This window comes from Limosilactobacillus mucosae (assembly GCF_013423865.1).
GTDB classification, from domain to species: Bacteria; Bacillota; Bacilli; order Lactobacillales; family Lactobacillaceae; genus Limosilactobacillus; species Limosilactobacillus mucosae.
In genome coordinates this window covers 1-13,886 of record NZ_CP058957.1, presented here as the reverse complement: position 1 = coordinate 13,886, position 13,886 = coordinate 1, and the positions used below count along the sequence as shown (strand labels likewise).

Genomic DNA, 13,886 nt, shown 5'->3' with positions numbered 1-13,886 from the left:
AATGGCACAAGAAATGAGTATCGAGGCGATTCTTTCCGCCGTCGATCAAAATTTCACCAAAACGATGGAATCGGCTGTTGATAGCCTTAGCAAAGTCGTTAGTCAAAGTAACCAAACGGCAAGCGCTACAACATCTGCAACCAGTTCTGTTAAAAATCTTGCAACTTCGTTAGGGCTTGTTGCGGTTGCAAGCAAAGCATTTAACGTTGTTAAAGATTCAATCGGTGGGGCAATTGATCGTTTCGATACGCTTAACAAGTATCCAGTCGTCATGGACGCGTTAGGATATTCGGCACGAGATGTTGCCAAATCAAGCAAGTTAATGCAAAAAGGCATTGATGGATTGCCAACGTCATTGCAAGATATCACTTCGGTTGCCCAGCAGTTAGCACCGTTGACGGGTAGCGCAACAAAGGCTAGCAAGTCAGCGTTAGCCCTTAACAACGCCTTTCTGGCGAGCGGAGCAAGCGTTGCTGATACCAGCCGAGGTCTGCAACAGTACACTCAAATGCTGTCAACCGGTAAAGTCGACATGATGAGTTACAGGACGTTAATGGAAACTATGCCTATCGCGCTGCGTAAAGTCGCAAATGCGTTTGGTTTCACTGGCAAATCTGCCGAACAGGATCTTTTTAACGCGTTGCAAAGCGGGAAAATTTCAGTTGACCAGTTGAACGATAAATTTATCGAACTTAACAAGGGTCAGAATGGTTTTGCGCAACTTGCGAAGAAAAACAGTGCCGGGATTGCAACCAGTTTTGCAAACTTGAAAGCTAGTGTCGTGAAGAACCTTGGAAACATGCTAACTGCCATTAACAATGGTTTTAGCAAAGCTGGTTTTGGTTCTATCGCGCAAGTGCTTGATAACATGAAAGTTGGTATTAACGGAGCTTTTACCGCTATAACGCCAATTGTTACGCAAGCAACCACCGTTATTTTGAACTCATTGAAATCAATGTTTGATTTCATCAACGCTAACAAGGATTGGCTTACACCACTAGTTATCGGAATTGGTGCATTTGTTGGACAAATGATTTTATTGAAGAAGACTGTATCATTCGTTAATAGTGCAAAGACTGCTATTGCAGAATTCCAAGCGATTATGAATACCATGTCGTTTGATAATGTCTTTAAATCTTTTGGTGGGTTAAAGATGGTTGCGATTGCAGCTATTATTGCAATTGTTGCTGCATTAGTCTATTTCTTCACTCAAACTGAAAAGGACGCCAAATGTGGCAATCTTTTGTTTCGTGGCTATCAAATGCATGGCAAACACTATCGACAATCGCTACATCTGTTTGGGGGAAAATTAGTGATGTTGTTAGCGTTGCTTGTAACACGGTAAAAAATGTATTGGGTGGTGTTAGCCAAACTATTCAAGGCTTTATAACCAAAATGGGCGGCATTGGCGGTATTGCTTCCATGATTGTTAGCACCTTAACCAAAATAGGATTAGCTGCATTAGGGATTTCTGGCCCTTGGGGGCTTGCTGCGGGGGCTGTCATTAGTTTTGTAACAGCTTGGCTGCAAACTGGACAACTAAATGCCGATGGTATTACTCAAGTTTTCGATCAGTTAAGCAATACTATCACGAACGTAACTAACGCTATTGTCGCAAACATTCCGCTGATTGTCGGAATGATAACTAATGTCATTGTAGGTATTGCTAACAGTATTTCTGAGAACCTTCCACAAATCATTGCGATTGGTACACAAATCATCACGTCGTTGACCACAGCGATTACAGCTGCGTTGCCACTACTGATAGTTGCGGGCGTACAGATTCTGATTGCGCTTATCAATACCATAGTTGCAAGTTTGCCAATGATCATTACGGCTGGTCTGCAAATTATCATGGCACTTGCTAACGCCATTGTTACCGTATTGCCAATGCTTATTACGGCCGGCGTGCAAATTATCATGGCACTTGCTAACGCCATTATTAGCAATTTGCCACAAATTATTGAAGCTGGGGTAGAGATTCTTACAGCGTTAATTAATGGTATTGCACAAGTGCTGCCATTGCTTGTGGTTAGTGCGTTACGAATTATCGTTGTATTAGCAGAAGCCATCATTAGCAACTTACCGCAGATTATAGCAGCAGGGGTACAAATTATAGCTGCTTTGATAAAAGGCATTCTGCAAATGATTGGCAGCTTAGGCAGCGCAATGGCACAGGTTGGACGCGAGATCATTAATTCGGTTGCTCACATTGATTTATCGGCTAACGGTAAGGCAATCATGAACAGTTTGCTTGGCGGTCTTAAATCGGCTTGGGAAAGTGTTAAGTCATTTGTCGGTGGCATTGGCAAGTGGATTAAAGCCCACAAAGGGCCTATCAGTGTTGACCGGCGTTTGCTGATTCCGGCCGGGCATGCAATCATGAACGGTCTGGGCAACGGGTTAGTCGATGGCTTTAGCGATGTTCAGAAGTCTGTTCTGGCAATGAATAAGCAAATCGCCGACGCAATGCAGCCTGATGTATCTGGTTTCGCCAACCGTTTGAACGGCATGGCGAGCGATGTACAATCGCGATTCGCCGGTTCGTTGACCATGCAAGACAGCACTTTGCAAATGCAGAATAACGCACTGCTGCGACAGATTGCAGGCAAAGATACAACGATGATTCTTGATTCCGGTGTGCTTGTTGGTGCAACGGCTGGCAGTTATGATCAACGTTTAGGACAGCGAACGGCATTAAAGGATAGGTGGAGTTAATGGAGTATATATTCAGCGATTTACCGCCAACCGAAGTTGACGTTGACACATTGCCAAACGTTGAAGGCTTTGCTTTTGCTGATTTCGATAGCATTAAATCCGGTTGGTGGTTGACCGAACGGACGGCACCGACACCGGAAGAACAAGAAATCACCGAAAGTGTTCCGTATCGTCAAGGTAGCTACGATTTCTCGATGATTGATAACGAACGTTTCTTCAACAACCGAGAAATCACCTACAAGCTGTTATATGTCGGCGAAGAGTATCACAACCGCAAAGGTTTTGAACAAGAGCTGAAACGGCAACTAATGCCCCACAACTGGGGCAAGTTGGTTGATACTCACGAACCGGTTTACTACTGGTGGGCCAAGTGCAAGAGCGTTGAAGTTGACGATAGCAGCGACAATGAAACGCTTGAAGCGTCAATAGTGTTTACGGCTTATCCTTATGCTTACACTAACCACAATGAAGGTGCTGATTACTGGGACGATGTTTTCTTCCCGCACTGGATATGGCAACAAGTTAAGTTCAGCGTCAACGGCAGTCAGGACGTCAATGTTAAAAACATTGGCTCACGGCCGGTTTTATCGTCTTTCGTGGTAACAGGTAACGTCAAGGCAAAAGGAAGTTTCGGCGAAGTATCGCTTAATGACGGCAACTACAAGCAAACGCAAGTGGTGCTTGACATTGGCGATAACAAAATTAATTTGTCTGGCAACGGCACGATTGAGTTTGTCTTTAAACGTGAGGAGATGGTTTAATGTATCGAATTATCGGATATAACGAACCTACCGACAAAAACGGCTTTATCGTGCTTGACCAACGCGTTAATCGTACGGTCAGCGAAGGCAAGTTGACGATCAAAGAAACTGATATTGATGATCTGGAGTTAACAGTTAACCGCGATAACTTGTTGTTTGATAACGTTCGACCGATGCACACGCACGTTGAAGTCTACGATGACGATAAACTGCTGTTTCGTGGCCGGGCAATCAAGCCGAAAAAGGAAATGCAATCAAGCGGGCGGTTTATCAGAACTTACACGTTTGAAGATATTGAAGCTTATTTGCTTGATAGTGTTCAACGATTCTATGAAGCGGTGGGGCTAACCCCGAAAGAGTTTCTGCAATCGCTGCTTGATGTTCACAACAGCCAAGTGCCACAGTATAAGCAATTCAAGCTGCGTAACTGTAACGTTACCAACAACAAAGATGATGCTTATCGGCAAATCGACTACCCGAAAACACGGGACGCAATCAAAGATAAGCTGATTAACGAGCTAGGCGGGTATCTGGTAACTGAGTACAAGCCGGACGGCCCGAACATGCTTGACTATGTAACTGATATTGGCAACGATCATAAAAACGACACGCCGATTCAGTTAGCCATTAATATGAAGTCAGCGAGCCTTACGATTGACCCTACAAAAGTCATTACCCGTGTGGTTCCGCTTGGCAAACAGTTAGAACCTCAAAAAGTCGAGGTTGACGGCGAAAACTCAACAATAGCGACTGGCGGTGGGGCTACAACCGCTATTAATGGCGATTGGACAGAAGCCATTAAGCATGCTGCAAAGATGATGAATATTAACCTTGATCAGAACGGGTTGAACGCTGTTTTAAGGCGTATCAACCAGGAATCCGGTGGGAGCGAAACGGTAACGAACAACTGGGACAGCAACGCACGAGCTGGCCACCCGTCAACAGGGCTGTTGCAGTATATTCAACCAACGTTCGACACGTGGAAGGTGCAAGGCTATGAAGATATTCACAAGGGCTTTCATCAGCTTTTGGCGTTGTTCAACGATTCTAACTGGTTGGCTGATATTTCACACGCCGGCGGTTGGGGTCCAACTGGTACACGGCGGGTTAATGGCCCAGTTGCTGATACCACGACCGAAACACTCACAAACGGTTGGGGCTGGCCGTTCCCTAGTGTCGGCGAAGGCAGTTTTAGCCAAGCACAACGATTCGGCTATGATGGCGGTTATCGTACTAACAGTTTTCATGATGGCTTGGATTTCGGTTCGGTTGACCACCCGGGTAGCGAAGTTCACGCCATTCACGGTGGCACGGTAGTTTTCAAAGGCTACATGGGTGGGCTTGGCAATTACGTTGTAACGCATAGTACAGACGGTTTTAACATCGTCTATCAAGAGGCGTTCAGCAGTGCCAGTCAAATTCGCGTCAACATTGGCGACAAGGTCAAAACCGGCGATGTTATCGGTTGGCGAAACACCGACCATTTGCACGTTGGGGTTACCAAAGCCGATTTCTATGATGCGGTCAAGAAGTCGTTTACCAATGACGGCACGTGGCTAGACCCGCAAGCGTTGATCAAAAACGGTGGTGATGGTTCACAGTCCGAAGACGAAAGCAAGAAAGAAGAGGTCAGCAACTCAAACGCTGCTAGGCCAAAGCTAACGATTACTAGTGTCAACGAAGGGCGAGATTATATTGATATACCAGAATTGCAAAAAGAGTTCGGCATTATCAACGGCACAATCGAGTTCAACGAAGTAACCGACGCTAACGACTTGATGAACCAAGCGAAAGCATGGATTGACGCACAACGAGTGCCAGAAAGCTGGGAAGTTAGCGCGGTTGAGTTGAACTTGCCTAACTTTGATCATTTCAAAGTTTCCGACCGGTATATGTTTGTCAATCCGTATGTAGCACAAACGCAACTGCTGCGAGTGGTGCAGAAAGAAGTTGACCTGTTGCAACCGCACAAGTCAACGCTGACTATCGGCGACAAATCGTTAGGGCTGACCGATTATCAGTTGGAAACGAGCCGTCAAGCGCAAGACTTTGAGCGGGTTAAGGTTATCGTTAGCCATGTAGCTGAGGTTCAAGCGAGTGGCCAGGCTCACACGTCAAGCACGACTACGATTATTCAAAACGATGCAAGCAGCGAAGACGTAACTCAACTTAAATTTGATATGCGACAGCTACAATCGATCATTAACGATAAGATACCGGCGGGCTATGTATCGCAAGCTGACTTTAACAAACTGAAAGCCGAAGTTGATAAGCTGAAAGGGGCAAGCTAATGGCAACCACTGATGATATGAAAAGCATTGCTGAAACGATTCGTAAGGCCCAGTATGGCAAAGACGTTCGGGAAGCTATCGCAAAGGGCTTTGAGCTGTTAGCTGCAAAGCAGGATAAAGTCGATGGCTTTTGGATTCATACGGGCTTGATGAAGACACTTTGAATGAACGATGAAAGAAGGTGAATGAATGGCATTACGAGAAAAGGCACGGCTAACGCTTGATCTAACCCGCTATCAAGACCAAATCCTTGATATTAGCGGTTATTTCAAAGGCCGTGTAGGCGATACTGACGACTACTTGCCGGTATATATCACTAGCAATAGCCTTCCCGTTGATATGCGGGGTTGGCAATACGAATATGGCGGTGTTGACAGTCAAGGGTACGTGCACAAGCATATCTACCCAGTAGAAGCTAATGATCGCAACGATCAAATCGCTTTGGGACGGGTAACGCTGCACTTTGATGAGCGCACTTTCAACGTGCCTGGACACTGGCAACAGTTCTTTGTTCGTTTCATAGGCCGAGATGGTCAGACGGTATCAACCGTTGACATGGACTTTGATGTTATCGACGACCAGTTTTTCGCTCACGTTGGCAATGCTGGCCGAGATTATATCGAAGAGTTTGAACAAATCCTTAAGCAAGTAACCGATGAAGGGAACACGATTAAGGGCAAGCTTGATCAGGCCGGCGAAACGTACAGTCAGGAATTTAACGATTGGCTGACCAAGTACAAGCAGTCATTAAGCGACGCAATGGCAGCAGTGAACGATCCTAAGGACGGTTTGTTCGCACGGTATAACTCACTGCTGCTCATGACGCAACAAATCCAGGAAACGCTGAAACAAGCCCAGTTCCACGACCGAGCATGGCAATTCAGCGATGTTCCGACCATGCAAAGTTATGCTGCGTTAGCTGCGAACGACCTTGCAATAACAAAAGGTTGGGACAACTACGATGACGGGCATGGCGCTGTTTGGCAAATCCGCGTTAAACACAAGGACGAAACCCCAGACGGTACTAACGTCATTGAGTTAGCTAACGGCATGGTTGCTGAGCGTAACGCAAGCATGGTTACGGCTGATAGCCTGGAAGACCTGCTTTACGGCTACGAAATCACAATCGTACACAATCAAGCTGACTATCCAGAGCCAAAAGTCATGTATTACGAATATGCAATTGGCACTGAACCTAACGGGCTAGGGAGTGGTCCAAGTGGGTTTGGTCAAACTAACACAAAGCTAGTCCCTTGCATGGCTACGTATCCAGACGCTAACACGATTAAAGTTCGGTTACCGCGTAATTTCTATTTAGATGATGCGCCGAACTTTGAATCGAGCGCCGGTGCATGGTATGTTCGCGACGGCTACAAGACAATTAAAGTCAGTCTGGGTAACGTTAACGCGCAACTGGCACTGACTGGTGAAGGAAAAGGCAAGAGCGCACTTGCAGGCGGTTCGGGCTATTTCAGCAAGCCTACAAGCCCAAGTGATCTGCGAGCTATCTATATTGATGAACACACGCAACGGCTAGAATGGCGCAACTAAACTAAGGGGGTATAGTTAAGTTGAAGTATTACATCTATCAAGGTGTAGGCGCTAGTGGGGAACTTACTAAGATTGCGGAAGTTACCGACCAGAAAACCTACACGGTTACGGGTCTGCAAGCGAAAACGACCTATCGTTTTGCCGTAAGTAGTTACAACGGTCTGCGGGAAAGTGCCAAGTCGAACATCGTAACGGTAACGACTAGCGAAATCCCAGTACAATCCATCACGATTGCAATCGATAAGACTGCACTTGAAGTCGGCGGTACTGCTAAGGCCAGCGTAACGGTAACGCCAACTAACGAAACGGACGGGGACTACACGCTGACCAGCACCACGCCGACGGTTGCAACAGTTGATCAGTCTGGCAATATCAAGGCGATTGCGCCTGGTACAACCACGATTAAGGCAACTATTGGCACTAAGACGTCAAACGTGGTAACAATCACGGTCTATGAAGCACTGGTCGACGTATCTAACCTTACGTCAAGCGATGTAACGACTAACAGCGTTGATTTAAGCTGGACTTAAAAAGCAGGTGATGTCATGCAGTATCGAGTACGCAACGGCACCGCTTTAATCGCAACGACAAGTAGTAAGAACTACACGGTAACGGGGTTATCGCCTAACACGGCGTACACCTTAAGTGTAACGGCTTATAATGGCTTGCGAGAAAGCGAATCAAAAAGTATTAGCGTACTGACACGAGGCATTCGCATTCGTGTTCCTACGACCTTAACTGTCGGTTCAACTGCCAACGTAACCTATCTGGAGTATCCACTCGGTATCGTACCAATCGGCACTGAGCCTAGCGGTTTCTTTGGTGGTGGCAATCGACAAACGTTGCCGGTTAAAGTTGTCAGTGTATCTAACGGCATTAGCACGTTAGAAATCACGAGCAAATTCAGCAACTTTTCCGACAACCAACTAATGCAAAAATTAGATGATGGTAGCTTTGGCGTATTCGATGGCGTCAAGGCTATTTATTTTAAATGAGAGGTGAAAAAATGGACCTTACTAAGATTTTTAGTGGAATGGATAAAGGGCCTGAAGCTATCCAAGCCAACTTTGAAACGCTCAAAAATACGTTCAAAGCAACATATCTTAATGGCGCTGATATGACTAATGTCAACGGGACGAACGAGAAAGGTATTAACTTTGGTTGGCGTTTAGATTTTGACAAAGTTTCGCTGCTATTCATCAACTTGTGGATTAACGATTTCAGCGGTAACGAAGCATGGAAATCATACAAGAACGTTGCGATTCCCAAGTCGTTTCTTAACGGTGCTACGAAAATTAAAACTATTCCAGAACAGGAAACTCAAGATAATGGAGCAATCGTTAACTGGACGTTAGATACCAATGGCCAGTTGTCAGTTGCCACACGTGGTACTGCAATCGGTGAACATGTCGGGATTGGGTTCGTTGGCATGTTTCTATTGTTTCAATAATCGGAGGTGATTATTAATGTCAAAAAAGATTTATTTTTTCGAGCCAACTAACAAGAACGCATTTAGCTACTTCGACATCATCGAAGATGATGCACAAGTTCCTGCAAATGCAACGACTGTCGCACCATTTGACGGTGAAGGAAAGCCGTTGCTTAACCCTACCTGGAACGGTTTGGCTTGGACCGGTGTAGACGAAGAAACTTGGCGAAAGAGCTTGCCAGAAGTTCCACACGAAGAAGCCAAAAAAGAACCAAGCTCTGATGATCAAGATATCATTGTGCTTACTGCTCAACTGCTGCAAACGCAAATGACAGTTAAGCAGCAAGGCACGCAAATCGCTAGTCTAACTGGCGCACTACTGGCAAACGCAAAGGCAAAGGCAACTAACTAAAGAGAGGTAAAAACTATGTATTCCATTTTCAAAATGTATTACCCAATGGGCCTGTTTACTGTACAACAATGCAAGGACGCGGTTTTTGTCGGTTGGCTGACCGCTGAACAATTTAAGGAAATCACCGGACAAGATTACGTGGCTGCGTAATCTTTTTTATTTTGTCGCCTATGAAAGATAACAGTATTGCATAGCAAGGCGGCAGTTAGGAGTTGGGAAATTGGACGTTATTAAGTATCTTGCTGACGGTCCAGGCGTACCATACCATATGCAATACATGGAGCACTTGCATATGTTAGTCGATAACAAAATCGTGTGGCTTTTTGTCTGGATTGTCGTTGCTGATATTATCACGGGCTTTTTGAAGTCTTTGGTTACTAAGAAAACAAGCAGTCGTAAAGGCACTGATGGCTTGATTCGGCACGGGGTATTGCTGCTAATCATTATCACGCTTTACCCTATGTTAGACATCAACGGCTTTCGGAGTGCTGGCGACACGCTGATTATCTTTTATGTACTTTTCTATGCTGTTTCAATCATTGAAAATCTGGGGCAAATGGGCGTACCCGTTCCAGATTTCGTCAAGCAGTATATCTACAAGTTAAGCGATGAGTATGTTCACGAAGACAAGAACGAGGAGGTCAAAAATGGCACGCGAAATCATGATTGATCTGGCTAGTTATCAAGCTAACCTGACCGCTAACGATTACCGCGCAATTGGCGCTACTAAGGCAATCGTTAAGGCTACGGAAAGCACTAACTACGTCAACCCTTACATTCAAAGCGAAGTAAATAACGCTGCTGCGGGTGGTGTTAACGGCTTTGCATTCTACCATTTCGGACGTTTCACCAACGATGCCGGAGCAAAGGCGGAAGCCGAGTTCTTCATCGCCAACGCTAAGGCAAAGGCAAACGTCAAGCCTGGCACGCTGTTAGTCCTTGACGCTGAAATCAATAACATGCCAACGTCAAGCGTTATCGTGTTCTTAGACACACTGCGCAACGCTGGTTATCACACCGGTTTCTATACCTACAAATATTTGTTGCCTAAGTTTGATCTGGAAGCAATCCACCCACACTGCGATTTCTTCTGGTTGGCTGCATACGTGCTGGCAAACGGCAAAGCGGACGGTAAAGAGCCTAACTTTAACTACTTCCCAAGTGCCAACTATGTTGACGCATGGCAGTACACTGATAACCTGTTAGGCTACAAGGTTGACGGGTCTATCACGCTGACTGACAACGCTTTGGCGCTGTTTAATCCAACCGAAGTTAAGCAACCGGAACAGCCTGCACAACCGGCTAACAAGCCCGCTGAAACGGTCTGGAAGGACGCACTGGGCGATGAGTGGCACGCTGAAAGTGGTACGTTCACGAGTACAACTGCACTTCATCTGCGGTGGGGTGCTAAAGTAACCGCAACGTCAATCGCAGTCTTGCCAGCTGGTAGCGTGATTAAGTATGACGCATGGAGCCGTCATAACGGGTTCGTTTGGCTGCGTCAACCACGTGGCAACGGTCAATACGGCTATCTAGTATGCCGAAATGCTAACACTGGTGAGCCTTACGGAACTTTCAAATAACGATTAGACCTAGCTTAACGGCTAGGTCTTTTTTTATTTTAACTTTTTTGTTAATAGATATTTACAAACGTAATGGAAGAGTGTATTATAATAGTTGTAAAGAGACATTAACAAAATAGAAAGAAGGAACTTAAAATGAAGATTGAAGAAACAAAGATTTTTAAAAACTGGCAAAAATACGGGCTGATCAGCTTGGAAGACTTCACCGAAAACTGGAACTGGGTAAATCAAGACCCACTCGACGAAACGGGACACTTAACCCGTTCAATGGGTTTGGAAGTAACTAAGGATATGGAAACCAAAGCCATTAACGAAAACAATCCAATGGCTAACTTGCTATATGATGAGAACAACCTGCAAGGCAAGATTGTTCGACTTGAACAAGTGGGTTCCAGGCCTTGACCGGTATTATTTCTACAAAGACGGCAAGCGCTGGAACGGAGATATTATCTTAAGCAAGCGGGACCATTTGAACTAGGGGCTGCTAAATGATTATTGATACAACAGCAATAAAAAAGTTGATATGTGATTCGGGCATACCAACAACTAAGCTAGAAAAGGGCACGGGCGTCAACCGCGTAACCATTTCTAACTTGCGGGCTGGCCGGTCAGACTGGAGTAAGGTTTGGCTGACCACGCTTGAAAAGTTTCAAACATTCATCAACGATAACGAGGAGGAAATTAAAATGATGAAGAAAGAACAACTGGAATTGAACGAACTGGTAGAACTGCAAGGATTAGCAAAGGAAGGCGTAACTGTTGGCCTTCCAGAAGATATCATTAGCATCTACAATGATGAAGCGGAAGAAGAAAAGATGACCACCGCTGAATTTGTCGAAAACTTTGTTGATGATCTGAGCGGTATTATCGAGCTGCACGAAGACGGTTCAATCGATATTAAAGGCGAAGGTTTGGTCGTCATTGATAATAGCAATCTTTGTGGCAATGATTTATTAGATTGGTTAGGAAACAATTCCAATTTCAAGGAATTGTTCACCGATTCCGTTAAAGCTAAAGAACTTGTTGAAAATGTTTATGATACGTATTTTGATTAGGAGGTCTTAAAGATGATTTCAATCCGTACTGAAGCCGATAAAGCATACATTAGTAGCCCATATAATCCAGAGTTTGTAAAAGAAATCCATAGCATTGGCAGTGCCAAGTGGCATGCTGCTACAAAAGAATGGCAAGTACCTGTTGAAAGTCTTGAAGACGCAAAGCAGGTGCTGCGTGATGTCTATGGTACTGACGGTTCAGAAAATAACGAACCGAAAGTAACCGTTAAGCTTACGATTGATGATGATGTCGATTTAGGCGATATTCAATCAATCGACAACGAGCTGGTAATGACGTTGTTCGGCCGTGAAATCATGTCGGCACGTGGTCGTGATTCCGGCGTAAAAGTTGCCGATGGCGTAACCGTCAAAGGCAAATACAAGTCAGGCGGTTCGATGAAGTACCCAACAATCGAGTTTGGCAAAGGGACAGAAATTATTGTATATAACGTCCCAGAAAGCTTGGCAAAGAAAACTAAGGTTAAACATGCAACTGTTGAAGTTGTCAGCAAACCAAAGATTGATCGCCAAGCGCTGCTTGACGAAAAGAGCGACTATTGAAACGCATTGCCGAAATTGACAAACTGCTATAAAATAAAAACAGCCAGTAGCGATACCGGCTGTTTCGTGCTTTCAGCACGCGGATTGAAATCTATAATTAAATTAGGCATTAGCTTATTTAGTACCCGCCCAAAGCGGGTGTGATCCAGATATAGATATTAGAATACCTTGGGTCTTAATTTGTTATCCCCATATCAAGTGGGGCTGCGGTCGTCATTATGATGGCCGCTTTTTTGTGCAACGAAAAGTGCAATGATTAGAAAATTTATATATCACTATATATCACTAAATTAAGCTAATATGCATATTTGCGCATTATAAAAAACTATATAACATTATACCGACCTTAGCCTTTAATTTAATATATAACGCACAAACGCTTATATAACAGCATTTGTGGCAATTAAGTGCAATAACGGTGCAATGATAGCTATAATTGCGCTAATTTCTGCTCAATTTCATCGTCTAGCTTATGTTTATATTCATCTATTAGATAAGCATATACATTAATTGTCGTTGTCATATTCGAGTGCCCTAATCGTTTGCTAATGGCGTAAATGTCGATTCCTTGGCTCAAAAGAAACGCAACATGGCTGTGGCGGAGCGCATGGAATGTGTAATCACGCTTTTTGATTCCGATTCGTTCCAAAGTTGATTTAAGATATGAATTCACGTCTTGCAACAAACTATTCTTAAAAGATTGCGGAGTTTTGGCGAATAGAAGCGGCGTTCGATTAACTTTTAGCTGTGCCAAAATCTTAAGCAGTTCGCCATTGACTCGAATCGTTCTGTTTGAGCTTTCATTTTTGGTCGGCTTGAATCCAATATTATATTTATAATCAACAGATTTATTAATCGTAATCGTTCGGCGCAGGTAGTCAACGTCTTTCCAAGTCAAGGCGAGAATTTCTGAAAATCGTGCACCAGTATAAATGGCAGTCAGAACGATATAAGGCTTAACGTTATCTGGTCTTAAATCGTCATTGAGAGCCGATATCAGCTGTTTAAGCTCGCTGATAGATAAATATTCAGGTTTCCGTGTTAAAGCTTTGTTGTAGGTTATATTTGCGTTATAGGTAAAGTCTTTTGAAATAATGCCGTCTGCAATTGCTGATTTAACACAGGCTTTAATTTTTGAAGTCAATTCTTTCATCGTCCCAAACGAGTGATCTTTTCCATAGTCGTTTAAAAATTTCTGATAGGTGCTGCGCTTGATCTGCTTGATTCTGATATCACCAAAATATTTCGTGATAACTCGACTAGAGATGATATAGTTTTCAGCCGTTGCCTTTGATATTTTTGGCAAACGGTAAGTTTCATACCATGTCTTGAAATAGTCGGCAAAAACCGGGTCTGCTGCAATGTCAACGCCATTGATCAACTCATTTTCCATTTTGGTTGCGTAGTCTTTCGCCTGTGCTTTGGTAGCAAATCCAGACTTTGCTTTTTGATGGAGTTTGCCATTTTCATCATGCCAGCTGATACGAGCTTGCCATTTCCCATTTCGTTTTGTAAAAGAAGCCAT

General features: G+C 44.3%; 17 protein-coding genes. 16 read left to right on the top strand and 1 reads right to left on the bottom strand.

The genetic code is table 11. From position 1 onward, the window contains the following. Window position 1 precedes the first annotated feature (1 nt). From H0G69_RS10640 to H0G69_RS10565, 16 genes are all read left to right on the top strand, one after another. Window positions 2–1,345: a tape measure protein gene (locus H0G69_RS10640; RefSeq protein WP_240164404.1), complete on the top strand. Its 1,344-nt coding sequence runs from the start codon at window positions 2–4 to the stop codon at window positions 1,343–1,345. Then, window positions 1,231–2,718, top strand: a complete 1,488-nt coding sequence (locus tag H0G69_RS10635; protein WP_180305483.1) for a phage tail protein — start codon at window positions 1,231–1,233, stop codon at window positions 2,716–2,718. Before H0G69_RS10640 ends, H0G69_RS10635 begins: the two co-directional genes overlap by 115 nt. Then, window positions 2,718–3,479, top strand: a complete 762-nt coding sequence (locus H0G69_RS10630) for a phage tail family protein (protein ID WP_180305482.1) — start codon at window positions 2,718–2,720, stop codon at window positions 3,477–3,479. The genes H0G69_RS10635 and H0G69_RS10630 overlap by 1 nt, the downstream gene beginning before the upstream one ends. After that, window positions 3,479–5,770: a phage tail protein gene (locus H0G69_RS10625; protein ID WP_180305481.1), complete on the top strand. Its 2,292-nt coding sequence runs from the start codon at window positions 3,479–3,481 to the stop codon at window positions 5,768–5,770. Before H0G69_RS10630 ends, H0G69_RS10625 begins: the two co-directional genes overlap by 1 nt. Next, window positions 5,770–5,934 (top strand): hypothetical protein, encoded by a 165-nt coding sequence (locus tag H0G69_RS10620; RefSeq protein ID WP_180305480.1) that lies wholly within the window; start codon window positions 5,770–5,772, stop codon window positions 5,932–5,934. The genes H0G69_RS10625 and H0G69_RS10620 overlap by 1 nt, the downstream gene beginning before the upstream one ends. A 25-nt stretch (window positions 5,935–5,959) precedes the next feature. Continuing rightward, the gene (locus tag H0G69_RS10615) at window positions 5,960–7,321 is read left to right on the top strand and encodes a BppU family phage baseplate upper protein (protein ID WP_180304385.1); all 1,362 of its coding nucleotides are present in this window, start codon (window positions 5,960–5,962) and stop codon (window positions 7,319–7,321) included. Between the two features lie 20 nt (window positions 7,322–7,341). Further along, window positions 7,342–7,851: an Ig-like domain-containing protein gene (locus H0G69_RS10610; RefSeq protein WP_180304384.1), complete on the top strand. Its 510-nt coding sequence runs from the start codon at window positions 7,342–7,344 to the stop codon at window positions 7,849–7,851. 15 nt (window positions 7,852–7,866) lie between these two features. Further along, window positions 7,867–8,316: a fibronectin type III domain-containing protein gene (locus tag H0G69_RS10605; RefSeq protein ID WP_240164316.1), complete on the top strand. Its 450-nt coding sequence runs from the start codon at window positions 7,867–7,869 to the stop codon at window positions 8,314–8,316. Window positions 8,317–8,327: 11 nt separating this feature from the next. Beyond that, window positions 8,328–8,771 carry a hypothetical protein gene (locus H0G69_RS10600; protein ID WP_180304383.1) on the top strand — a complete coding sequence of 148 codons (444 nt, stop codon included), beginning with the start codon at window positions 8,328–8,330 and terminating at the stop codon, window positions 8,769–8,771. 16 nt (window positions 8,772–8,787) lie between these two features. Then, entirely contained in the window at window positions 8,788–9,162 is a 375-nt protein-coding gene (locus H0G69_RS10595; RefSeq protein WP_180304382.1) for a hypothetical protein, read from the top strand. Between the two features lie 15 nt (window positions 9,163–9,177). Continuing rightward, window positions 9,178–9,312 (top strand): XkdX family protein, encoded by a 135-nt coding sequence (locus H0G69_RS10590; protein WP_240164403.1) that lies wholly within the window; start codon window positions 9,178–9,180, stop codon window positions 9,310–9,312. A 70-nt stretch (window positions 9,313–9,382) separates the two neighbouring features. Further along, window positions 9,383–9,832: a phage holin family protein gene (locus H0G69_RS10585; protein ID WP_240164315.1), complete on the top strand. Its 450-nt coding sequence runs from the start codon at window positions 9,383–9,385 to the stop codon at window positions 9,830–9,832. Further along, window positions 9,810–10,745, top strand: coding sequence for a GH25 family lysozyme (locus H0G69_RS10580; RefSeq protein ID WP_240164314.1), 936 nt, complete (start codon window positions 9,810–9,812; stop codon window positions 10,743–10,745). The genes H0G69_RS10585 and H0G69_RS10580 overlap by 23 nt, the downstream gene beginning before the upstream one ends. A 135-nt stretch (window positions 10,746–10,880) precedes the next feature. Next, window positions 10,881–11,147, top strand: a complete 267-nt coding sequence (locus tag H0G69_RS10575) for a hypothetical protein (RefSeq protein WP_180305479.1) — start codon at window positions 10,881–10,883, stop codon at window positions 11,145–11,147. Between the two features lie 86 nt (window positions 11,148–11,233). Next, a complete protein-coding gene (locus H0G69_RS10570) occupies window positions 11,234–11,800 on the top strand; it encodes a hypothetical protein (RefSeq protein ID WP_180304380.1) in 567 nt (188 codons plus the stop codon). Window positions 11,801–11,812: 12 nt separating this feature from the next. Next, on the top strand, window positions 11,813–12,361 hold the full coding sequence (locus tag H0G69_RS10565) for a hypothetical protein (protein WP_180305478.1): 549 nt from the start codon (window positions 11,813–11,815) through the stop codon (window positions 12,359–12,361). A 430-nt stretch (window positions 12,362–12,791) separates the two neighbouring features. On the opposite strand, the gene H0G69_RS10560 is transcribed toward H0G69_RS10565, so the two are convergent. After that, window positions 12,792–13,886: a tyrosine-type recombinase/integrase gene (locus tag H0G69_RS10560; protein WP_180304429.1), complete on the bottom strand. Its 1,095-nt coding sequence runs from the start codon at window positions 13,884–13,886 to the stop codon at window positions 12,792–12,794.

Bases quoted from the DNA above. Each gene is read 5' to 3' on its own strand.
- H0G69_RS10640 (WP_240164404.1), top strand. From the start codon at position 2: ATGGCACAAGAAATGAGTATCGAGGCGATTCTTTCCGCCGTCGATCAA.
- H0G69_RS10635 (WP_180305483.1), top strand. From the start codon at position 1,231: ATGTGGCAATCTTTTGTTTCGTGGCTATCAAATGCATGGCAAACACTA.
- H0G69_RS10630 (WP_180305482.1), top strand. From the start codon at position 2,718: ATGGAGTATATATTCAGCGATTTACCGCCAACCGAAGTTGACGTTGAC.
- H0G69_RS10625 (WP_180305481.1), top strand. From the start codon at position 3,479: ATGTATCGAATTATCGGATATAACGAACCTACCGACAAAAACGGCTTT.
- H0G69_RS10620 (WP_180305480.1), top strand. From the start codon at position 5,770: ATGGCAACCACTGATGATATGAAAAGCATTGCTGAAACGATTCGTAAG.
- H0G69_RS10615 (WP_180304385.1), top strand. From the start codon at position 5,960: ATGGCATTACGAGAAAAGGCACGGCTAACGCTTGATCTAACCCGCTAT.
- H0G69_RS10605 (WP_240164316.1), top strand. From the start codon at position 7,867: ATGCAGTATCGAGTACGCAACGGCACCGCTTTAATCGCAACGACAAGT.
- H0G69_RS10600 (WP_180304383.1), top strand. From the start codon at position 8,328: ATGGACCTTACTAAGATTTTTAGTGGAATGGATAAAGGGCCTGAAGCT.
- H0G69_RS10595 (WP_180304382.1), top strand. From the start codon at position 8,788: ATGTCAAAAAAGATTTATTTTTTCGAGCCAACTAACAAGAACGCATTT.
- H0G69_RS10590 (WP_240164403.1), top strand. From the start codon at position 9,178: ATGTATTCCATTTTCAAAATGTATTACCCAATGGGCCTGTTTACTGTA.
- H0G69_RS10580 (WP_240164314.1), top strand. From the start codon at position 9,810: ATGGCACGCGAAATCATGATTGATCTGGCTAGTTATCAAGCTAACCTG.
- H0G69_RS10575 (WP_180305479.1), top strand. From the start codon at position 10,881: ATGAAGATTGAAGAAACAAAGATTTTTAAAAACTGGCAAAAATACGGG.
- H0G69_RS10570 (WP_180304380.1), top strand. From the start codon at position 11,234: ATGATTATTGATACAACAGCAATAAAAAAGTTGATATGTGATTCGGGC.
- H0G69_RS10565 (WP_180305478.1), top strand. From the start codon at position 11,813: ATGATTTCAATCCGTACTGAAGCCGATAAAGCATACATTAGTAGCCCA.
- H0G69_RS10560 (WP_180304429.1), bottom strand. From the start codon at position 13,886: ATGGCTTCTTTTACAAAACGAAATGGGAAATGGCAAGCTCGTATCAGC.